We start from the raw sequence: 22,022 nt of genomic DNA, 5'->3' as shown, positions 1-22,022 counted from the left end.
TCGGGACAAATTAGGGAGAATACCGCTTCCATGGCATAGCAGTTCGAGCCGCTCGGGACTGAAATAGCGGTACCTGACAATGGAAATTCCATCCCTGTGCTCGCGGATACGGGCTCCCGGAACATGAGGAGTCAGCACGTGAACGGCCAGGTCGTCGTATTTGGCAAGAGTCCGGGAAAGGTCATAGACAAAGGCGGGCACCGCGTCGCCCGGACGTTCGGGAAACGTGGATGTGAGCATGAGCACACGGTAGAGGGGAGCCTTTGCTGAAGGGCCATTCATCTTCGGGAGGACTCGCTTCGTTCGAACCGCATCTGGCAGATCTGTTCCGAGATCAGTCCCAGCATGAAAATGAGAAGAGAGGTGGAGAGCAGCAACGCGCTCATGTTGGTAAATCGATGATAAAGGAAAAAGGTATATCCATAGTAGGAGAGCCCGGTGAGAAACAGAGCGGCGCTCACGGGGAGGAACACCCGCAGTGGGGAGAAGAGCGTACAGATTCTGAGGATAATGAGAAAGAATCGAAGGCCGTCCCGAACGAGGCGGATATTGCTGCTGCCGACCCGGCGAGGCGTTGCCTCGATGGGAACGTACTTGACGCTCCGTCCGCTCCGAATCAAGGCAATGGTGATGGTTGAAGGGTACGAATAGGTGTTGGGGAGCAGGTACAGAAAGCGGTAAACAGCCGACGCCTTGACGACCCGGAATCCGGAGGTCAGATCTTCGATGCGGTATTTGGTCACATACGAAGCCAGGAGGTTATAGGCCTTGTTGGCCAGACTGCGCACCCACGAAGACCTGTGCTGCGACCGGCGGGCTCCCACGACCATGTCGTACCGGGGCATATACTCCAGTAGGCGCCCCACGTCCTCGGGACGATGCTGGCCGTCGGCGTCGAGGAACACGAGTACTTCTCCCGTGGCCCTTCGGATCCCGGTTTTTACGGCGGCCCCGTTACCGATGTTATAGGGATGGGTGATGACATGGGCTCCGGCTTCCTTTGCTCTCTTCCCCGTATCGTCCTGCGAGCCGTCGTCCACCACGATGATTTCCGATTTGGGGTACAGGTCTCGAAGAGTATGGACGATCTGTCCGATTTTTTCTCCCTCATTGTACGCCGGAATGACGAAGGATATGGAATCTGGATTCATTTCGAATTCACCGTTCCCTGTTGGGCCGAGGCCTCTGTTCGATTTCAACGGATGGAAATCCGCCTCTCGCGGGTTTTCATCGGATATACTTCAAAGCCGGCATGCGCTGTCGCACCCTGGGGGGCGAAGCGGCCGGGGTTTTCAAAAACCTTCGAGTAAGTGAAAACGGCTGCTCAGGTCAGTTCGTAGATTCCAAAACCGTTCTTGAAATAGATCCGATGCGCCGCTTCCCTGAAAAAGCCGAACATGAGCTGCTTTTCCGCTTCGGTGAAGTTGGTGTCGGCCCATCTCATCAATCTGGGCTCGCTGACCAGAATATGGGAATATCCCTTTTGCTTGAACAGGTCGTTAACGTCTCGAGGACTGCTCGCAAGCTTCAATACATTGTGGAGAGTCGCTCCGCTGGGGGGATGGTCATAACCGTAGGCTCGATCGCAATAGTATCCCTGATTGCCCACCAGGATGAAAAATACGGAGGCGTTGTCCGGCAGATGCCGGTTGATGAACTCCAACGGAGCGTACGTAGGCAGTTTGGCGTTCAGATATTCCGAACGGCTGAGTGCTCCGCTAAGATATCGGAGCGGTTCCACTCGTTGATACAAATCCATGAGGTAGTAAAGATTTAACGTCAAAAAGAATCCCACCGATACTCCCAAAACCAGACGGGCGTCCCGCCGGCTGAATCGGTCGGCCAGGCTTTGGACACCGAAGACCGTGAGGAGCGCCAACGGCGTCAATGCCGGGAGAAAGTACCGTATGCGCACGCTCTGGGTGCACATAGCCATCAGTATGAACAGCCCGGCGAAACCGAGCATCATCCATTTTTCGAGCTTCCACGGGTCGGAAGCGGATCTTGGCTTGAGAAACGCGAAGGGCAGCAAAAGCAGAAGCATGGGGTTCAGACGCGCGTCAAAGTACCGGGGATCGTCGTCCTTTCCCTGGAAAAAAATGCGGAACGGCAAAAGGGCGATTTGCCAGTCCCTCTCGCCGTAAACAAGAGCCCGAAACGCCAACGGGCCGAAAGATAGGGATTCCGAAGCCGCCCGCGAAGGCGTTTGGGTCGAGAAGAATTTCTGGTACAGCGGATACACGGGATTGCCGGTCCACCTGTAGTTGCGTATCATCCAGGGAGAGAACACCAACAGGGTTACTCCGCAGAACAGGCTCATAAAGGCCAAGCTTCCAACGATTCGTTTTCGGCGGTGTTCCGGGTCCCGGACATATAGGATCCCGGTCATAAAGGCCAGCAGCAGGAGGCTGATGAGCGCGTTGTATTTGGTCCCCAGAGCCAGACCGCACGCCACAGCGGCCATGAGGAGCCACTTGACCTTGTATCGGGACCTTCTCCACTGGAACAAGGCGAGCAACGACGCCGAAGAAAAGAAGAGCAGGCCCAGGTCCACATACACCATGGTGGAAAGTCGGATGACCACCGGAGTGCTCAACAGAATCAGCGCACCCAGCAACCCGTAAAACGTTCCGGCCCGGTTTCTGAGGTAGGCAAAAACGATACCTGCCGTGAGCAGGGCGAAGGTGAAATGAATGTACTTGGCCGCGATGTCGCTGCCCAGCGCCAGAGATGCCCAGTACAGGAGTCCCAGATTCGAGGGATAGTACGAGAAGGGCAATGACGGAATCTCGACCATGCCGCCCTGTTCCAGATAGAGTTTGGGCACCGCTAGATGGTGGATCAGCGCGTCCCTCGATGTTGGAGGAGTGGACGCCAGCACTGCCACCGCCAGAACGAGCGCCGCCAACAGCGCGACGGTGACCGGCTTCAACCAGCGGTTCTGGATCGGGTAGTTTGTCGGGACTTTGGCGGCCATATATGTTAAACAGTTGTGGGATCTTGAGTCATAATCGTCTTTGATCCGCCATTAAAGCACTTCCGCGGAGACGAAGTCAACGCAGGTTCGTTGTTTGTATATTCATGAATGGCTTGGATGACCGGGCGCACATGATGAACGTATATCGAACGGAAACCCCGAGATGGGACTATTCACCCTTACCCTGGCTGGGTGTCATCGCCATTGCTTTAGCCGGACTGGTCGCCTCCGGCTATCTGGCGTATCTGCACTATGCGGTGCACACCAAAATCGGCTACTCGAGTTTTTGCGCCTATAGCAAGACCGTCAACTGCGACACCGTGGCCCAGAGTCCTTACTCCGTGTTTCTCGGCGTGCCGGTGGCCGTGTGGGGCATATTGGGATACGCCCTGATGCTTTTCCTCTCCTTCTTGGGGCTGAGGGAAGATCACAGCGGCCGGCGTCTATGGATTCTGGTCTACTTCATTTCGGCCCTGTTTGTTTTGGTGAGCCTGGTTCTGGGCGCCGTGTCCGCCTTGCTGATCAAATCCAAATGCGTGATCTGCATGTTCACCTATGGGCTCAACCTGTTGCTGTTCTTCTTTACCATGTCCGTGCGATCGAAGCGCCGCGTGAAAATCCGGCCCGGAATAGGAGACGACGTTCGGTTCCTCATCCAGCGTCTACGCCTGACAGGTCCTGCGTTCGGCTCTCTGGCGCTCCTTTCCGTAGTTATGATCGCCTTTTTCCCTTCCTATTGGAAAATGCCGCCCACGGCGCCTTCTTCCGATTTGGAGCACGGGGTCACGGAAGAGGGACGCCCATGGATCGGGGCCAAAAACGCCAGGCTGACCATTCTCGAATTCACGGATTATCAGTGTTTCTATTGCCGCAAGGCCCATTTTCTCTTGAAAGACCTGCTCTACAGACACAAAGGGGCCATCAAGATCGTCTACTATCCGTTCCCATTGGATAAGAACTGCAATCCTAGAGTGGAAGAGACGCAGCACGAGGGGAGCTGCGATCTGGCGTTCTGGACCCTGGCGGGCCTGAGGCAGGGGAAATTTTGGGAAATGCACGACGCCTTGTTTGAGCGGCGGTGGGACGGCGGCGAATTGACCTTGAAAGAGCTGGCTTCCATGGTCGACGCCGATTACGACCAACTCAAAACACAGCTCGAGGATCCGGATATCCGGAAATTGCTCTTCGAAAGCGCGGCGTTGGGAAACCGTCTGGGTATCACGGCCACGCCCGGTTTTGTGGTCGAAGGCCGGGTGTACATGGGAAAGATTCCGGAGGAAATTATCCTGGATCGGTTGGGAAGTTTTTGACGCTCAAAAACCGATCGGCTCCATCAAAATCTGTTGACAAGTGGTTTGATCTGAGTTAAACAGTAGCTTCTTTACGGGGACGTAGTTCAGTTTGGTTAGAACGCCGGCCTGTCACGCCGGAGGTCGCGAGTTCGAGCCTCGTCGTCCCCGCCAGACACATCAAGGACTTACAAGGAATTGTAGGTCCTTTTTGTTTGACCTATTGAGTTTCCCCAACAGCATCCCCAACACACCGGGGGATTTTCCTCTAAGTTTGCCGTTCGCATGCTCAAAAACCAGCCCCATTTTGGACCCGGTCCAACACCCTGATTGATTGTGTTGATTTTGGAGAAAGAGACGGCTCGGAAGTGTTCTATCAGATTGAATTCAGTGATCTTGTACTACGGGTTGGATGCGGACGTGTGGGAGGTTCAACAAAGAGTAGAAGCCCCGAAAACCGCCCAGCTCTGGGGCTTATTTCTTCTGTTGCCAGAATCCCTTGGGATCAATACCAAAACGCCTTAGAACGGCCCTTATTGTTCCCTTACCGAGCGGTGTACCTTCTCCATGGTACTTAATCGGATACTGCGGCCCTTTGTCGGAACCCGGCGAGTCCGGTAAGACAAGGATGCGCTCGGACCCACGTCCGCGCTTCTCATCCATGGCTATAACGCCGTAGCGACGAAGACGCTTGAGTAGTTGTCGGTATGTGAGGTTCGCCTCATGCGACATGAGTACTACGTGTCGTCCTGCAGACGTTCGTAATTACCCAGGGTGGTATGAAGTGCGGTACGGTGTTTTCCTCAGTCTGTTGGGCACTCGGGATCTCTATTTTTATTTCTTCCCTCTCCGAAGAGGGATCTTCACGGAGACAGCGGTAGAACTCTTCCCAAATTTCTAGCGGAGCGGCCCGGAACAGATGATCCAGATTGTCATGCCGGAAAGCGTATTCAATAGCTGATCGGATCAGATCGACAATGTCCAACTTAACCTGATCGAGCGTCGGCGCTTCGGTCACGATATCCAATTCAAGGCAATGCGCCGTATATATATTATCTTCGTGCTGAATCAGGACGTTATACATGCTGCCCTGCGATGAAGATGCTCCCATAAATTCCCTCCGCATCTTCGGACCCTTAAATGGTCCATTTACAGTATGATGCCAACTGACATCATTGCACCTTATCGCCCCTCTCTGTCAAGCGGTTCGTATAACGAATGTCCTACACTTGGTAAGATCAGTAGATCGCATGCAAGGTTTACAAGAAAACGACACGGCCGCGTGTTGCGCCTTCACCTGGTCGGATTTAACCCATTTTAGCAAGGCTGCTATTTCAAGCAAAAATCTCGTCCGTAGACGTTTTTATTTCATTAACATGTTGATGTTTTTCTTGGTCCAAAACAGGACCCATTATCAGCATAATACCATTTCTTTACCGTACTTTCAGGTATCCCGCTTTCACCCTTCGTCAGACGGTAAGAACGTGAAGGAAACCGAAAGACTGCCCGCCGAGTCTTCCCATCCTCTGCCGGCCGGCGAGTACGAAGTCGATTATTTTTTTCTACGCCCAACTACGGCGCCCCCACGGTGACCAAGCCCGGCAGGATTACCGTCACGAGCGGACAGAGCCGAGAGATCAAACTCGGAGGCATTGCCTTCAACATCGTTATGGAATGGACGAGCCTTTACCCGTTGCCGAGGAATTGGTGATTCAAAGAGGGCGGACGCTCCAGTTCGATTCCGGGTTATAGGCAAGAAGAGACCGCTATATCCAGAACTCCGGATAGCGACGGTCCTTTGGGATATTGTTTATGGCCAGAGCGATGGCCAACATGATCGCGGCGCCCGAGAAAACGGGGATCAGGACATAAAGATAGCCCAGAGCGTGAATCTGGGGACCTCCAATCACTGCGATAAGCGCCGTGGCGCCTCCTGGAGGATGCAGGGTTTTGGTGGCGTGCATACACGCGATGGCGGTGGCCACGGCCACGGAACCGGCAAGCCATACGTGCGGCTGGAATACCTGGTAGCAGGCCACACCTACTAGGGCGGAAAGTACGTGTCCTCCAATCAGATTCCGGGGTTGGGCCAGGGGACTTTTTATCGCGCCGTAGATCAGCACCGCAGAGGCGCCAAAAGAACCGATAATCATCACCAGCCCCATGCCGTCGACGAGCCGGTAGTTGGAATAGGCTACGGCGGCAATTCCCAAAAATGCACCCGCCCACGACCACAGGATTTCAGAGATTCGCACTCTTGGCGGACTCGTGGTGGTTCCTTTCATTTTACTGAAATACTCCATGAGAACCCTCGTTAGTAAGACGCCTTCAAGAGGTCGGTACGCGTGATCATCCCCCTCACAAAGCCCTCCCTGTCAGCCACCGGCGCCCGATGGATCCGTTTTTCCGTTAGCAGGGATGCGATTTCGGATACGGGCGTATCCTCCCAAACGCTGATTGGGGGCGAGCTCATAATGTCGGCAGCGGTCCTCCCTTTGATGGTCAAGACCGCACAGCCTTTGGATGAGATGCAATCGGCCAGTACGCCCATGAAACTCCTGGTTTCACCTCGGGACATCCGCTCCAGGAAGTCGTGTTCGGAAATGATGCCGGCCACTCGGCCGTGATGGTCCAAAACCGGCACGCCGGAGACGTTGTGCTGCGCCATGACCGCGGCCGCTTCCTCCAAAGACGTATCGAGCTTTACCGATATGACCTTGCGCGTCATCACGTCGCCGGCCTTCAGGCGCGTTCGGATGCGCTGCAGGGCGTGCCGGTACGCAGCTCGATACAGTTCCTTGAAGTCACCCGCTGTAATATCCAGGTATCCCGGAATCGACTTCATGGCGTCGTAAATATCTTCGTCCGACAGATCAAGCGGCGCACAGACTTCGTTCGCGGATGTTCGCGAGCCGTTTTGACCGGAAATTCCGTTCATCGGGGTTTCTCCTGAGTGTGGTTTCGACGAGCATACGCTATCGGGTTCTTCTCTTCATTGACTTAAGTCAACTTCTTTTCGAGCCGATGAAGATTGTAGAAACTTGGGGCTCCGACCCGCTGTGCCCGCACTGGATTTTCAAAAGCGCCGATCTCTATCCGAGGCCCTTCCTTTTCTTTGGAATGAAACTTGCTTCTGAACTATTCGTCAGTGACGGTCGGTTGCGTTCGGAAGCCGTCACAATCGCGGTGACTCATCCGCGTGACGGGGAGACTTCAGCCGGCCGGGCCTGCTCTTCGAGGTGTCGGGGCCGCGGAAAAGGATTCGACTCGTCATGGACGCTTTTGGCCGGCGTTGTACGGATTTGAACAAGGAAGCCGGGGTCTGGAAAAGCAAAAATCGGCCTATTCGGGCAAATAGTAGCCGAGGTCTCCCATGCGATTTCAATCCGGAAACGTTCTCCAACCATGGATAAAGAGATGTCCAATAAATTAAGTTATCATGAATTAGAGCAGCGAGCTGTGGAACTGGAGCTGAAAGCCGCGGGATGCAGGTCTATCGAGGAGGGATTTTCCAAGACTATCGCTTGGTATAGGAACATCTTTCAAGGGTCTCGAGACGGGATTTTTGTCAGCGACAGAGATATGCGTCTTGTGTATGTGAATGCGGCCGCTTGCGATTTGACCGGATATCCGGAGCATGAGCTGCTGTCCATGCGAGTATCGGATTTGTATGAAGAATCAGACCTGCCAAATTATGAAAGGTATCACTCACGTATCGTGAGTGGTGACTCTATTACCTTTGAATCAAAGCTTAGAATGCAGGATGGAACCCAAATAGACATTGAGTCTAGTAATTGCGTAATCATTGATTACGGCAATATGTTCATACAGACTATAGCTCGCAATGTAAGTGAACGGAAGAGAGTAGAACTATCCTTAAAAGAAAGCGAAGAAAAATTTAGATTACTCTCCGAACAGGCCATACTAAGTATTGCTATTCTTCAGGAGGACGGGTTCAAATACGCCAACGAAGCGTTTCTTAATTTGATAGGGTATTCGAGAGAAGAGCTATTTTCCATGAGCATCGATGACCTCACAAAGCATATACACCCGGACTTTCGCGATTTTGTCATGAGCCAGGCTCGGAAGAAAATGGCAGGCGAATCAGAAGAAATTATTGTCCATTATACGTACAAGCTGTTGACAACGTCCGGAGAAGAGAAATGGGTGGAACAATATTCCAAGCCCGTACTGTGGGAGGGAAAGTCGGCGGATTTTATAACGCTCATTGACATTACGGCGCATAAACAGGCCGAAGAAGCGCTTCGGGAGAGTGAAGCGAAGTATCGGGCGCTGGTCGAGAATTCCAGTGACGCCATTTTTATCGCTCAGGATGGGTGTCTTCGTTTTTCAAATCCGAGAACACTGGATCTTTCCGGTTATTCGGAACTTGACCTGAAAACGGTTTCCTTTTTAGAGATTATCCACCTCGACGACAGGGAGATGGTGCTCGACAGGCATAGGAGAAGGCTGAACGGCGAGGAGTTTCCATCAACGTATTCATTCAGAATCGTGCGAAAAAACGGCCAAATCCGATGGGTTCAACTGAACACCGCTCTCATAACGTGGGAAAACCGGCCGGCTACTTTGAATATCCTCAGAGACGTCTCCGCGCAAAAAGAACTGGAAGATCAGCTTCGTCAGTCCCAGAAGATGGAGGCCATCGGAACGCTTGCCGGAGGCATTGCCCACGATTTCAATAACATCTTGGGAGCGGTTCTGGGGTACGCGCAACTGGCGGGAACCCAGTTGCCGGACGACCACCCTGCCAGGAAGGACCTGCACGGAATCGTTCAGGCTGCCGGGCGGGCTAAGACGCTCGTCAGACAAATTCTGGCGTTCAGCAGAAGGGGTGAAACGGATAAGAGAGTATTGGATCTGAATGGTTGCGTCCAGGAAGCCACTACGATTCTGGAAAGGACCATCCCGAAAATGATCCATATTGAATTGGCGTTGGCTGGGGACCTGAAGGCCGTGGAAGGAGACGCGCAGCAGCTCGAACAGGTGATCATGAATCTTGTCAGTAACGCCGCCGACGCCATAGACGGCGAAGGACGAGTTACGATAGATACCCAAAACGTAACTGTGACCGACGAGACATGTAATTTCTGTGGCGAACCTTTCTCCGGCGATTTTGTGAGAATAAAGGTGTCGGACACGGGCCATGGAATGGACGAGAAGACGTTGATGAACATCTTCGATCCGTTCTTCACCACGAAAGAGATCGGGGCTGGCACGGGGCTGGGCCTGTCCGCGGTGTATGGAATCGTAACGAACCATGGCGGTCATGTTTTCTGCTCGAGCAGGCTCCATCAAGGCGCCACGTTTTACGTGTATCTACCTGCCCTCCAACCCGCGGCCGCGTCGGCGAGCTCGAGCAATCACGAGCCCCAACGTTCCTCGGGGGGAGGACGCGAAACCATACTGATCGTTGACGACGAAGACGACATCAGGAGCATCAGCGGGAGGATCTTGGAAATCAACGGTTACCCGGTCGTTGCCGCCGGCAGCGGAGAAGAAGCCTTGGATGTTTTCAGGAAAAACAAGAGCCGGATCAAATTGGTCATCCTTGATCTCGGCATGCCCGGCATTGGAGGAAGAAAGTGCCTCGACGAGCTTCTAAAGATCGACCCGAAACTCAAAGTGCTGATCAGCAGTGGGTATATACAACATGAATACGATATGAACGGTCTGGAGGGGGCGGCCGGCTTTATTCCAAAACCCTTCAAACAGGAAGAGATGATTGGCGCCATCAGGCAAATTCTATCGCACTAGAATCTGCCGCCTGAGGCGAAAACAGAGTAAAAAAGGGTCGTCTCGTGAGGAAAGGGGAACGCCGCGATAAACATGCGTCCCCCCTTTGAAGCATTACGCAACCAGTTTCGAAGCAATGGTTGCCACGTGCCGGCCCTGATAGCGGGCGGCGTCCAACTCATTCTCGCTCGGCATCCTCTCACCGGATCCCCCGGCAATGGTGGAAGCGCCGTACGGAGACCCTCCCGTAATTTCATCCATGCGCATCTGCCCCTGGAACGTATAGGGCAGCCCGACAATGATGAATCCCTGGTGCAGCAGGGTGATATGAAAGGATAGAATGGTGGATTCCTGACCTCCGTGCTGCGTATTGCTGCTGGTAAATACGCTTCCGACCTTTCCAACAAGCGCGCCTTTTGCCCAGAGCTGCCCCGTGGCGTCCAGGAATTGTCGCATCTGCCCGCACATATTGCCGAACCGGGTCGGCGTTCCGAATAGGATGGCGTCCGCTTCGGCCAGTTCCTGCACCGTGCAAATCGGCACGTGGGACATCGATTTCTGGGCCTCGACGGCTCCCATTTTTTCGAGCACTTCGGGCGGCAGCGTTTCGGGCGCCCGTTTCAGCACGACCTCGGCGCCCTCGACTTGCCGAGCGCCCTCTGCAATGGCTTGCGCCATTTTGTATACGTGTCCGTACATCGAATAGAAAACAATTAGCACCTTCATGATGGAATCCTCCTTTTACCTGCTTAACGTCGGTCTACACGTGTCGATTTACCCCTCATCGGCGTCTCTTCGTTGCCGGCATGTGCGAAAAGCGGCGCCTTTTGAAAACCGAAGGTTCCTCTCGAACAAACATCCGCGCCCCCGATGATGGGTCTGTCCTCAAAGATTCTACGGAGATACGCTTTACTCCGCCCGCCGCTCCGCGTGAAAACCGATCTTTTTCAGAAGCCGAACCAGCTCCGTTCGTTCTTCCGGCGTTAATATATCTGCGATCCTATCCAGATCTTCCCGGTGTTTCTCGTAAGCCTCATCGATCATTCCGCGACCCGCCGGGGTCAAGCCCACCACGTAGCGCCGGCCGTCCATGGGATCCTGCTTGCGCCGGACAAGTCCTTTACTTTCCAATCGATTGACAGCCGCGGTCATGGATCCGCTGCTGAGCAGCACCTTTTCCCCGATCCGGTTCACAGCCAAGGGCCCTTTATGCAGCAATGCTTCCATTATGGCGAAGTCCGACAAACCGAGCCCCGTCTCGGCGATGCTCTTCAAGTCCGCCTTTTCCATGGCCTTCGCCGCTTTCCAAAGCACCAATCGTATGCGAGGTCCTGTTTCCATGGTCTTAATCTAAAGCGTATTACCTTGATGTCAAGATAGTTGAGCATGGGAAAGTCTGCGGCGAAGAGGGGTGGTTGGCTGGGAGATCTTGGGGGACCGGTGGTCCCCCAGATCTCGCCTGCGGCGTTGGGCCGTCCCGCCGCGCGTTCCGGCCCATCGCGAGAGCGTTGAAGGAACTGATTCAGTGCATCCCGCCGGAAGGGCGATCGCGCAGGGAGTTTGGGAAGGGGTTCGGGGAAACCCCTCCTACGTCTGCTCATGAATAAAGGTATTGTGCCTGGTGCGCGGATGGTGGTAAGTGATACGGGCTTTTCCCCGGTTCAAAATGACCGGGAAACGTGTATTACGTCACAAGAGGAGTGGACACATGGACGGCGAGACGTTTAGAGACGCCCTCAAGGATTCTTTCCGGAAAAGAGGGCGGAAAAGGGCCATCGTTCGTTTGCGGGACGGCGAAATCGAGACGGTTCTCTCGTACGCTGAACTGCTCCGGGAGATGGAACAGATGGCCGGTGCGCTTCGGGAGTGGGGCGTTGGAAAAGGAGACCGGGTGGTTTTCTTTATGCCCAAATGTCTATTTTTCGTGGTGGCGCACCTGGCTCTCCAGGATTTGGGGGCCATTTCCGTGCCGTTGAATCCTGGATTCAAGAAGTCCGAGATGGCCTATCTGTTGGCCGATGCGGATCCAAAACTAGTGATAGTGGGGCCCGAACAGCAGGATCTGGTCCGGGAAATCGCTCCCCGCTTGAACAGGGTCGTAGTGGACACGGAGATTCCCTATACGGAGCTGGATTTTTTTCGGAGCCGGCGGGACAGCGTTTCTCCCATCGATCTCCGGCTCGCGGACCCGGCTCTGATCATCTACACGTCCGGAACCACGGGAAACCCCAAAGGCGCGGTCCTCACTCAAGGGAATCTCGTGCATGACGCCAGGAACATCGTCCAAGTATGGGAAATCGTGGAGTCGGACGTGTTGTGCCATGCCCTCCCTCTGTTCCACGTGCACGGCCTGTGTTTTGCCCTCCACACGGCGTTGATGGCTGGATCCACTGTCCTACTGATGGACCGGTTTGCACCGAAGACCGTCATCGGGACGTTGAAAAAGAGGGAAGGGCGCGAGGTGTGCACGGTGTACATGGCCGTGCCGGCCATGTACAGCGTACTGATGGATTTCGTACGGGACGATGCGCCTGACTTTAGTCATATCAGGCTGTGGGCGTCCGGATCCGCGCCGCTGCTGGTCAAGGATTTTGAAAGAATAAAGAAAACGCTGGGTCGGGAACCGGTGGAACGGGAAGGCATGTCCGAAACAGGGATGAATTTCTCGAATCCACTGCACGGCGCGCGGAAACCCGGCTCCATAGGACGGCCTTTGCCCGATCTCGAAGTCCGTATTGTGGATCCTAACAGTTTCAAAGACATGGGAACGGGCGAGACCGGGGAAATCTGGCTCAAAGGACCCTGTATCATTTCCGAATATTGGAGAAAGCCCGAAGAAACGTCCAAAACGTTCGAACAGGGTTGGTTCAGAACCGGCGACTTGGGTCACATGGACGAAGAGGGCTATTATTATCTGACGGACCGCATCAAGCACATCATTATTTCAGGCGGTGAGAACGTGTCTCCAAAAGAAGTCGAAACCGTCATCAACCGGGCGCCGGGGGTAATGGAGTCTTCCGTTGCCGGCGTGCCGGACGAAAAATGGGGGGAGAAGGTGGTGGCCGCCGTGGTGCTCAAACCCGGCTCGGACACGGACGAGAACACCATTTTCGAATACTGCAAGGAGCATCTACACAATTGGAAATGCCCCAAGGACATTCGATTCATCGATAAACTTCCCAAGAACACCATGGGAAAGGTGTTGAAGGATCAGGTCCGGCAACTCTTCGAGGCCTGAACGGATGTGATTTGGATCTGCTGAGGGGAACTTTTTAAAGTTTCCCACAGTAGGACAATACTATTCCATGCCTTGGAGCATACTTGCGTACGTCTCGGCCGACATGAGGTCTTCCAGGTCCTCCGGTTCTTCGATCTTGACTTTGATCATCCATCCCTCTTCGTAGGGGCTCGAGTTCACCAGCCGAGGATTTTCATCGAGGGCTTGGTTGATGGCCGTCACTTCACCTGACAGCGGGATAATCAGGTCTACGGCCGCCTTGCTCGACTCAACGGCTCCGTACTCTTCTCCCTTTTCGAAGCCTTCGCCCTCTTCGGGCAGGTCCACGAAGGTCAAGTCGCCAAGCTGCTTTTGTGCGTAGTCGGTTATGCCGATGACGGCGACGTCGCCCTTGATCCTTACCCAGGCATGGTCTTCGCTGTATCGAACGTCGTCCGGAAACGAAAGTTCACTCATATCTCCCATGATGCGCCTCCTCATATGATGAAAATGATCCGCCGGATGAACGATCGCGGCTTTCGCCGGTCGGCCGTGTGATCCGGGATGAAGCCACCATAAGGCACGCCGATGTTGATGTCAATCACGATAGTCTGCTTCAGTATACACAGAATATACTTGACAAATACCGGAGCGTTCATAGGTATACTCGGAGCTTAAACGGACAGGCCGATTCACGCGTGATGACAGGGTGAAGGAACCGCTGGGACTTCGAAGAGGCTGAGAAGGGGGTCGGACATGACAGCTCTTGCCGGAAAAGACGGAAGGCGAAGCGGAGGCCGGTCAGGGCATGAAGTAGAGCCTCTTTGTCCCCAGTTTGAGCGTGTCCATCATTCGATCCCGAGCGCGATGGACATGATGGCGGGAGCGTTCCACGAGTTTATTCAAGTCCCGGGCCCTCAGGGCATCGAGTATTTCGTGATGCTCTTTTGCGCCACTGATGCATGCATTGATGTCGTGGCAGGTCCAACTGACCACGGTCAGCTTTTCGTAACAATTGCGAAGTGCATAGGTGATGAAGGGATTGTTGGTGCACGTCTGGACGCAGTGGATATGGAAATCGAGGGCCTTGACCAGGGCGTCCGCGGGGCGGCCGTCTTCTATGATCGTTTCAACTTCTTGCAAAATGGCGGCCAGCTCCCCTATATGTCTGTCCGTCACGTTTTCGATAATGCGAGCCGCTGCCGCGACCTCGATCATCTCACGGAACTCGTACAGATCCTGAATGTCTTTCAGGCTGAATTGCTTTAAATAGAATCCTCTGGTGCCCTCGTACCGGGTTATGAGTCCGTCCTTTTCCAGCATGATCAAGGCTTCCCGGACCGGGGTCCGGCTGATATCCAGTTCCTTGGCCAGTTCGATTTCGCTCAGCTTCTGCCTCGGATCAAGTTCGTTTCGAATGATCTTGTCCTTGGTAAGCTGGTAGGCTCGGGAAGCGGTCGGACCTTCTGCTTTTCCCATTTACAATTTGCCTTTATCTTCCAGGTGAATGAGCGGACTAAAAAATATAGTATGGCCGACGCATCGGCATTCGATAAGTATACCGAGAATGCGCGAGATAAACCACTCGCTGTTCCAGCCACCGTGACTCAATCCAAGCAGTCCATCAAAAAGGGTTGGCGCTTGAAAAGAAACCAGGCAGCGGCCCGGCATTCCCGGACCGCTCGGTCCGGAGGCTCTCCGAGACCCGGTACCCGTTGCAGTATAGAAACGGATGAAGCGGGAGCTTCTTCGGGGATCTTCATGCAATTCGGGGAAGGGAACGGAAAGAGCCTCTGGGATTACACAGGAATTTTTGGTCGAAATGTCGAGTTCTTACATAATGGAGGAGACGAGTCTGGTTTTTTGACTTGACAGGATATTCGTTTTTCCCTATTTCAGTATACAATCTGTATACGAATTCCACGTTCAAATAAAACCCGTCGTTTTTCGTGTTCCTTTGCAGTGGTTTTGTAAGTTGGCGCACGTCCCACAACAATCTGGATAGCTCGAAAAGGTAATATCATCGAAAAGGTCTAACAGGAAAGGAGGTACACGACGTTTCAGGGCAGTTTATTCGCTTTAAGGGCCTTTTGAGTGTCAGGGCCTCGGTCCAGGCTACACCGTGCCGCCATCGGTCGGCACACCTGGAAATTCAGCTTCTTCCTTCGGCCTGTTGGAAGAAGCGAAAAGCAAACTTGCTGCTAACTTGACTAGAGAACGGAGGGCAACATGGCGACCATACACGATCCGATCAACATCGGGAAGTTAAAGCTTCCCAACCGCTTAGTACTGGCACCTACCGTAAAGAACCACGCCGGCGAAGATGGCTACATAAACGACCGGGTAATCAATGGGTTTGCAGAAGAGGCTCGAGGAGGTTGGGGACTTCTACAGTGCAGCGCCTCCTTTATCCACCCGGAAGGCTGCATCTTCCGAAACGAGATCGGAATCCATGACGACAGATGCATCAACGGCCTCGAGCGGCTGGCCTACGCCATCCACCGCGAAGGGACCCTCTGCTCGATCCAACTCATCCATGGCGGCGCCATCTGTAATTCAGCGATCACAGGCCTTCCCGTGGTGGGACCCAGTGAGAAGGGCGGCATATTCGGTCCTGTGAGAGGTCTTCCCACGGATGAAGTGGAGGAGAGGGCGCAATATTATGCGGACGCCGCGGTAAGGGCCAAAGAGGCGGGATTCGACGCGGTCAATATTCACAGTTGTCAGGGAACCCTCATTCAGCAGTTTATGTCTCCCTACACTAATCTGAGGGATGACAAATGGGGTAAGGACCCCGGTCTGTTCCCGGAAACCATTGCTAAGAAAGTGCGCGCGGCGGTGGGACCCGATTTTCCTGTCATATGGCGTCTGGCGGCCCACGAGTTTCTGGGCGACTGGCTCGGGGAGCCCGGCTATACCGAAGAGTGGGGCAAAACCATGGCCAAGCGTCTGGACCCGTACGTGGACTGCTTTGACGTCACCGGCGGACGCATCGGTTTTACCTCCATGTTTTCCTTCCCGCCGGTTTACGCCGAGCGGGGCACCCGCGTTCACCTGGCCACGGATATCAAGTCCGTTACCAAGAAACCCGTCATGGGCGTAGCCAAGATCATGGACGACAAACTGGCCAAGGAAATCGTGGCGAGCGGCCGCGCCGACCTGGTCCATGTCTGCCGTCCGGCCATAGCCGACCCGCACATGGCCAAGAAGATTCTCGAGGGGCGTCCCGAGGATATCCGCAAATGCATCTCGTGCAACTGGTGCCTCGAGACCCTGTTCAGACAATTGACCGTTCTCTGCGCCGTCAACCCCAATTACAGCCGTGAAAAGGAATACGAGCTCAAACCGGCGGTTAAGCCCAAGAAAGTCATGGTTATCGGCGGCGGCGTAGCCGGCATGGAATCGGCCATTACACTGGCTCAGCGCGGCCACAAGGTGGATCTGTATGAAGCGAGCGACGAACTGGGCGGACTGGTTCAGTTTGTGGCGTCTTCCCATCCGAGGTTGAACACGCGCGACCTTAGAAACATTGTGGACTATCACGTGGTGCAAGTGGAAAAGACGAAAGGGCTGACCGTGCACCTCGAGACCGAAGTGACGCAGGCTCTGGTGGACAAGGAGAAACCGGACGCCATTCTCGTAGCGGTGGGCTCGGAAGAATACATACCCGACATTCCCGGAATCAAATCCGCCAAGGTGGTGACCAACGAGGACTATCTCCGTAAGGAGGGATCCGTCCCCATGGGCTCGAAGGTGGTGGTCATCGGCGGAAACTACGGAGCGGAGACAGCCGTTTCCCTGGCCCGGGAGGGCAAGGACGTCACCATGGTGGAGGAGAGCGACAAGATCGTTCGACCCATCTACATACAGGATCTGTACTCCCGTACGTTCATGCTCGAGAGACTCTTGACTGATGCCAAGGTGAAGGTGTTGAAGAAAACCAAGGTCCTCGAGATTACCGATGCCGGGGTGGTTGTCGAGAATGGCGGCGGCAAACAGACGTTGCCGTGCGACAAGGTGCTTCTGGCCTACAACCGCAAGCCCAAATCGGCATTGTTTGAAAAACTGAAAGGCAAAGCCCCGGAAGTGTACGCTGCCGGTGATTGCGTCAAACCCTATGACATCTACCATGCCATCGACGACGGTGCGTATTACGGACGCAAGATTTAACTTTCGTTTCGGCCACAGCTCAAGAACGAATCCGTGGTAGTCACCGTTTCTTGCACCATTTTCACTGCCGTCTTAACTAGCTGCCACCCGGCCGAACCGGGCGGCAGCCAGGTCTAACAGGCCGAATGGAAAGCGCGCCGGCGCTTTTCATTCGGCTCTGCGGGGGGGTCCGTGCGTCGAGGGCGCCGAGTGATGTGGTGACGCAGGGGCGTTTGGGCGCTCGAAATGCACCGGCCGTCAGACCTTGAACACGAATGAGACGCCGAGAGCGCACTCAGGAGCTTCGAGCGTGCGCGAAGCCGTCGGTTTATCGATATGCCGTCAACCGTTCATCATGGAACCGATTGAATTATGACTCCGTCCGAGCCGAAGAAAGTCTTACGGATCGATCTGGATCGGGAGCGATCCGAAACCCTGGAGATCCCGACCGGGGTGTTGTTGGAATGTCCTTCCGGGGCCGCGCTGGCCACCCGTTTGTTAACCGATCACCTGCCCTCGGGGACCGATCCACTGGCGCCGGAAAGTGTTATCGTATTCGCTGCGGGGCTTCTGGCGGGCCTGCCGTATCCCGGATCGACCCGGTTCGCCGTTGCGGCCAAGTCCCCTCTGACGGGATGTTGGGCCGGGGGAACCATGGGCGGCGAGTTTGCCTGGTCCCTGTGCCGATCCGAATGGTCGGCCGTGGTGCTTCGGGGCCGCGCTCGAGACGGGTGCTATGTGTTGTTGGACGAGGGCCGTGTGTACTTCCGTCCGGCCAAGCCGTTTTTGGGCATGTCTCTGGTACGGACGAGGGAAGCGCTTCGGCGTACGTGGGGTGAGGACATCGCCGTCCTCGGTGTGGGACCGGCCGGCGAGGCGGGGGTACGGTTCGCCTCGGTGAGCGACGGCTCCCCGGAACGGGGAGTCCGGGGCGGCCTTGGAGCCGTATTCGGTTCGAAAAATTTGAAGGCTCTGGTGATCCGCCCGGACAGACCGGTAAGAATCGAGCAACCGGAAGCGTTTCTTAAGGCTGCGGCTCCCTTGATCCGTTCCCTGAGCGAGGCCGGCGATCATCCGGCCGTGAACATGGGGACTCCCTTGGCTTTGAGAAACCTGAACCAGGTCAACGCCTTACCGAGTCACAACTTCCGGAACGCCGGCTTCGAGGAGAGCTGGTTTGATGCCGTGGAGGGCCTTGCTGTCAAGAAGAGGGCCTGTATTGGATGCCCTCTGTCTTGTGGGAACCTGTTTTTTCCGGAAGAAGATTACGGGAAGTCCGGGGAAGCGGTCGATCTGCCGTTGTTCCCCGAACACCTGTGGGCCCTGGGTCCCCTGTTGGATATCAAGGAAACAGAGGAAACCCTCAAAACGCTCGGGATTTGCCGCGATATGGGGCTGGACCCCGTCTCCATGGGTATCGTGGCGGCCTGGGCGGCCGAGTGCCTGGAAAACGGGATCGATCTGGGAGTGGATCTTGGCGCCGAGGCGGGATTCGGCGGGGGTCCGTGGCTCGCGTCCCTGCCCGCGGAACTGATTTCCGGATCCGAGCTTGGTGACCTGCTGGGCATGGGGGTATTTAGTGCGGCCAAGAAACTGGGGCCCGAGGCGTTGAAGTTCGCCGTGCATTTTGGGGGCCAGGAGCTTTCGTACGCGGACCCCAGGAGGGCCTTCCGGCCTCTCTCCTATCTCGGCCCCGCCGTGGATCCGACTACGGTGGACGCCGGTCCCGAACGAACGTTAAAAGACGAGGAATGGGCGTCGGAGATGATCCGGCTGGAAGACCGCTGGGCCCTGCTCGAAACCGTGGGCGTTTGTCCCCGGGTGTTTGCCGCCCAGCCGGATCCTCTGGAAAAGCTGGCCGCCATGTGCCGACTCGTGATCGGCGACGCGGCGTCGGACGAGTGTTTGCCGGGTTGGGGCCGACGGTGCGTCGAAGGAATCAAGTCGTTTGATTGGAGGGAAGGATCGAGGCCCTCCGGGCTTACCTTGGCCGAGCGTTTTTTTTCGGAGGACCTGGCGGGAAACGGGGAGACCTATGCGGTTCTCGATCGAACGCATTGGAAGAACCGCATGGAAACCTATTTCACGGCGCGCGGATGGACTTCGGAGGGCATGCCGCCGGAAGGAAGACGATGAGCGGACGACCCTTTCCGGAGAGCGGCCGTATAGTATAAATTGGAGATGTCAAGGTAATGAAGGTGAGAGAACATGAGCCTGAATGATGGAAAAGGTCTCAGAATCGGTGTGTTTCTGTGTCATTGCGGCGCCAACATCGCGGGAGTGCTGGACATGACGGAACTGAGCGAGTACGCCTCGAGGCTGCCGGGAGTGGTGAAGGTGGCGGCCAACCTCTACACCTGTTCCGATCCGGGACAGCAGGAGATCGTGAACATCATCAGGGAAAACGAACTCGATCGCGTGGTGGTGGCCGGCTGTTCGCCCAAGCTTCATGAGGAGACGTTCCGGAGATGCGTGATCCAGGCGGGGCTGAATCCCTTTCTTATGGAAATGATCAATGTTCGCGAGCATGTGACCTGGGTTCATACCCACGAACCCGCCGCCGCCCAGGAGAAGGCCAAGGATATGCTGGCCACGGCCGTGGTGCGGGCCGGGCTGCTCGAGCCTCTCGAGTACATCCGGGTCCCGGTGACCAAGCGGGCCTTGGTGGTGGGAGGCTGCATTGCCGGCATCGAGGCGGCTCTGGATCTGGCGGAAGCAGGGGTGCAAACCATCCTGGTGGAACGGGAACCGAGCATCGGGGGCCGGATGGCCCAGCTCTGCAAGACGTTCCCGACCATGGACTGCCCCATTTGAATATTGGCCCCCAAGATGGTGGACGCGGCGCGTCACCCCAACATCGAGTTGATGACCTATTGCGAAGTCAAGAAGTGCGAAGGCTACGTGGGCAATTTCCGCGTGACCGTCGAACACAAGCCGAGGTACGTCCGGGAGACCTGCAACGCCTGCCGGGATTGTCTCGAGGTGTGCCCGATCAATGTACCCAACGAGTTCGATTTCGGCCTGAGCTATCGACACGCCATCTATCAGCCCTTTGCCCAGGCCGTTCCGAGCACCTTCGTCGTGGATCCAAAATCCTGCATTCACTGCTATAAGTGCGTGGATGTCTGCGATCGCCGGTCCGTAGATTTCTCCCAGGCGGTCCGGGAAGAAGTGATCGAGGCGGGCGCCGTCATTTTATCCACCGGCTTCGACGTGTTCGATCCGTCGGCCCTTTCGGAGTACGGTTACGGCCGCCACGACGATGTAATCACGGGTATGGATCTCGAGCGTTTGCTGGATCCGGGCGGCCCGACCAAGGGGAGTCTTATACGGCCTTCGGATTTCAAGAAACCGGACCGCGTCGGTTTCATTCAGTGCGCGGGCTCGAGAGACAAGAAGTACAACGCCTACTGCTCGGGTTACTGCTGCATGGCCAGCCTGAAGACGGCCATCCATATCCGGGAGAAGTATCCGGACGTGGAAGTGGCGATCTTCTACCTGGACATTCGGACTCCCTACAAAGGGTACGAGGAATTCTTCGCGCGGGCCCGGAGGGCGGGAGTGATCTTCATCCAGGGAAAACCGTCCGAAGTGGCGCCTCCGAGCCGGGGTAAACATCTTATAGTCTATGCAGAGGATCGGGACCAGGGCCGACCCGTGGAATGGGAGACCGACCTCGTGGTTCTGGCGACCGGAGCGGTGCCTTCCGCGGGCACGGACAAGCTGAGCTCCATCATGTCCGCAAGCCGTGACGAGACGGGATTTTTCCGGGAATATCATCCAAAACTGAGGCCCGTGGACGCTCCCACGGAAGGGGTGTTTTTCGCCGGGGCCTCGTGCGGGTCCAAGGATATTCCCTATAGCGTGGCCCAAGGCAGCGCCGCCGCGGCTCGCGCCTCCCGAGTGCTCATGAAGGAGAGCCTGGTGATCGAACCCATCGTGGCCCGGGCCGACGCAACCCTCTGCCGAAACGTGGCGAAGAAGTGCGGTGTTTGCGCGACGCGTTGCCCGTTCGGCGCCATCAGCGTGGAGGCCGGCGAAGCCGCCGTGGTCCACCCGGCCAAATGCATGGGGTGCGGGACCTGCGTGGCCGAATGCCCGACGGGAGCCATCACTCAGGCTCATTTCCATGATCTTCAGATCCACGCTCAGATCCAGTCTCATCTAAGGAAGAACCCCGAGGACAAGATCCTGTCGTTCATGTGCTGGTGGTGCAGTTATCCCGGGGCGGATAACGCGGGAGTCAATCACCTGCAGTACCCGGCTTCTTCCCGGGGCATCCGGGTGATGTGCGCCGGTAGGATCAAGCGGGATTTCGTGCTCGAGGCCTTTCGGCGGGGAGCGGGCATGGTGCTGGTGTCGGGGTGCCATCCCCAGGACTGCCACTATTTGACCGGCCAGCACTACGCCGAGAAACGGATGACCGCCGTGCCCGGCCGCCTGGAAAAACTGGGCATTTCCCCGGAGCGGTTCCGCGTGGAATGGATCTCCGCGGCCGAGGGGGAGAAGTACGCTCGGGTGATCACCGAGATGCACCGGACCCTAAAGGACCTGGGAAAAGACCGCATCCGGAAAGAAAACGAAGCGGCCTTGCCGGAACTCGATAAACGCCTGGCCCACGTTCCGGATCTGATCC

At 55.7% G+C, this 22,022-nt stretch carries 16 protein-coding genes, 1 tRNA gene and 1 pseudogene; 7 read left to right on the top strand and 11 right to left on the bottom strand.

What is annotated here, in order from left to right:
• The 3 genes from HY788_06510 to HY788_06500 form a co-directional block, all read right to left on the bottom strand.
• Window positions 1–282: glycosyltransferase family 4 protein (locus HY788_06510; GenBank protein ID MBI4773820.1), on the bottom strand; the 282-nt coding region annotated here is incomplete at its 3' end.
• Window positions 279–1,151 (bottom strand): glycosyltransferase family 2 protein, encoded by an 873-nt coding sequence (locus HY788_06505; protein MBI4773819.1) that lies wholly within the window; start codon window positions 1,149–1,151, stop codon window positions 279–281. The genes HY788_06510 and HY788_06505, both read right to left, overlap by 4 nt.
• A gap of 173 nt (window positions 1,152–1,324) precedes the next feature.
• The gene (locus HY788_06500; protein ID MBI4773818.1) at window positions 1,325–2,977 is read right to left on the bottom strand and encodes a phospholipid carrier-dependent glycosyltransferase; all 1,653 of its coding nucleotides are present in this window, start codon (window positions 2,975–2,977) and stop codon (window positions 1,325–1,327) included.
• A 131-nt stretch (window positions 2,978–3,108) separates the two neighbouring features.
• On the opposite strand from HY788_06500, the gene HY788_06495 reads away from it, so the two are divergent.
• A complete protein-coding gene (locus HY788_06495; GenBank protein MBI4773817.1) occupies window positions 3,109–4,287 on the top strand; it encodes a thioredoxin domain-containing protein in 1,179 nt (392 codons plus the stop codon).
• A gap of 75 nt (window positions 4,288–4,362) precedes the next feature.
• Window positions 4,363–4,440 (top strand) — tRNA-Asp (locus tag HY788_06490).
• Between the two features lie 547 nt (window positions 4,441–4,987).
• Here HY788_06490 and HY788_06485 read toward each other — a convergent pair.
• From HY788_06485 to HY788_06475, 3 genes are all read right to left on the bottom strand, one after another.
• Entirely contained in the window at window positions 4,988–5,377 is a 390-nt protein-coding gene (locus HY788_06485) for a hypothetical protein (protein ID MBI4773816.1), read from the bottom strand.
• Window positions 5,378–6,032: 655 nt separating this feature from the next.
• Window positions 6,033–6,569 carry an HPP family protein gene (locus tag HY788_06480; protein ID MBI4773815.1) on the bottom strand — a complete coding sequence of 179 codons (537 nt, stop codon included), beginning with the start codon at window positions 6,567–6,569 and terminating at the stop codon, window positions 6,033–6,035.
• 11 nt (window positions 6,570–6,580) lie between these two features.
• On the bottom strand, window positions 6,581–7,204 hold the full coding sequence (locus HY788_06475; protein ID MBI4773814.1) for a CBS domain-containing protein: 624 nt from the start codon (window positions 7,202–7,204) through the stop codon (window positions 6,581–6,583).
• Window positions 7,205–7,683: 479 nt separating this feature from the next.
• On the opposite strand from HY788_06475, the gene HY788_06470 reads away from it, so the two are divergent.
• The gene (locus HY788_06470) at window positions 7,684–10,041 is read left to right on the top strand and encodes a PAS domain S-box protein (GenBank protein ID MBI4773813.1); all 2,358 of its coding nucleotides are present in this window, start codon (window positions 7,684–7,686) and stop codon (window positions 10,039–10,041) included.
• A gap of 93 nt (window positions 10,042–10,134) precedes the next feature.
• On the opposite strand, the gene wrbA is transcribed toward HY788_06470, so the two are convergent.
• Window positions 10,135–10,746, bottom strand: coding sequence for an NAD(P)H:quinone oxidoreductase (wrbA, locus tag HY788_06465; GenBank protein MBI4773812.1), 612 nt, complete (start codon window positions 10,744–10,746; stop codon window positions 10,135–10,137).
• 183 nt (window positions 10,747–10,929) lie between these two features.
• Window positions 10,930–11,361 carry a MarR family transcriptional regulator gene (locus HY788_06460; protein MBI4773811.1) on the bottom strand — a complete coding sequence of 144 codons (432 nt, stop codon included), beginning with the start codon at window positions 11,359–11,361 and terminating at the stop codon, window positions 10,930–10,932.
• A gap of 367 nt (window positions 11,362–11,728) precedes the next feature.
• Between HY788_06460 and HY788_06455 the strand changes: the two genes are divergently transcribed.
• Window positions 11,729–13,258: an AMP-binding protein gene (locus HY788_06455; protein MBI4773810.1), complete on the top strand. Its 1,530-nt coding sequence runs from the start codon at window positions 11,729–11,731 to the stop codon at window positions 13,256–13,258.
• A 60-nt stretch (window positions 13,259–13,318) separates the two neighbouring features.
• Here the strand turns inward: HY788_06455 and gcvH are convergent, their stop codons facing one another.
• From gcvH to HY788_06440, 3 genes are all read right to left on the bottom strand, one after another.
• Window positions 13,319–13,714: a glycine cleavage system protein GcvH gene (gene gcvH / locus HY788_06450; protein MBI4773809.1), complete on the bottom strand. Its 396-nt coding sequence runs from the start codon at window positions 13,712–13,714 to the stop codon at window positions 13,319–13,321.
• A gap of 20 nt (window positions 13,715–13,734) precedes the next feature.
• Window positions 13,735–13,896, bottom strand: coding sequence for a hypothetical protein (locus HY788_06445; protein ID MBI4773808.1), 162 nt, complete (start codon window positions 13,894–13,896; stop codon window positions 13,735–13,737).
• A gap of 142 nt (window positions 13,897–14,038) precedes the next feature.
• Window positions 14,039–14,716, bottom strand: a complete 678-nt coding sequence (locus HY788_06440; protein ID MBI4773807.1) for a GntR family transcriptional regulator — start codon at window positions 14,714–14,716, stop codon at window positions 14,039–14,041.
• A gap of 750 nt (window positions 14,717–15,466) precedes the next feature.
• Between HY788_06440 and HY788_06435 the strand changes: the two genes are divergently transcribed.
• From HY788_06435 to HY788_06425, 3 genes and pseudogenes are all read left to right on the top strand, one after another.
• The gene (locus HY788_06435) at window positions 15,467–17,407 is read left to right on the top strand and encodes an FAD-dependent oxidoreductase (GenBank protein MBI4773806.1); all 1,941 of its coding nucleotides are present in this window, start codon (window positions 15,467–15,469) and stop codon (window positions 17,405–17,407) included.
• 351 nt (window positions 17,408–17,758) lie between these two features.
• Entirely contained in the window at window positions 17,759–19,522 is a 1,764-nt protein-coding gene (locus HY788_06430) for a hypothetical protein (GenBank protein ID MBI4773805.1), read from the top strand.
• A gap of 72 nt (window positions 19,523–19,594) precedes the next feature.
• A pseudogene (locus tag HY788_06425) lies at window positions 19,595–21,544 on the top strand (CoB--CoM heterodisulfide reductase iron-sulfur subunit A family protein).
• Window positions 21,545–22,022 lie beyond the last annotated feature (478 nt).

It is taken from the genome of Deltaproteobacteria bacterium (genome assembly GCA_016208165.1).
In the GTDB taxonomy this organism is placed as follows: domain Bacteria; phylum Desulfobacterota; class Desulfarculia; order JACQYL01; family JACQYL01; genus JACQYL01.
Note: the sequence above shows the minus strand (reverse complement) of the source record. Positions and strands in the feature narration are given on the sequence as shown.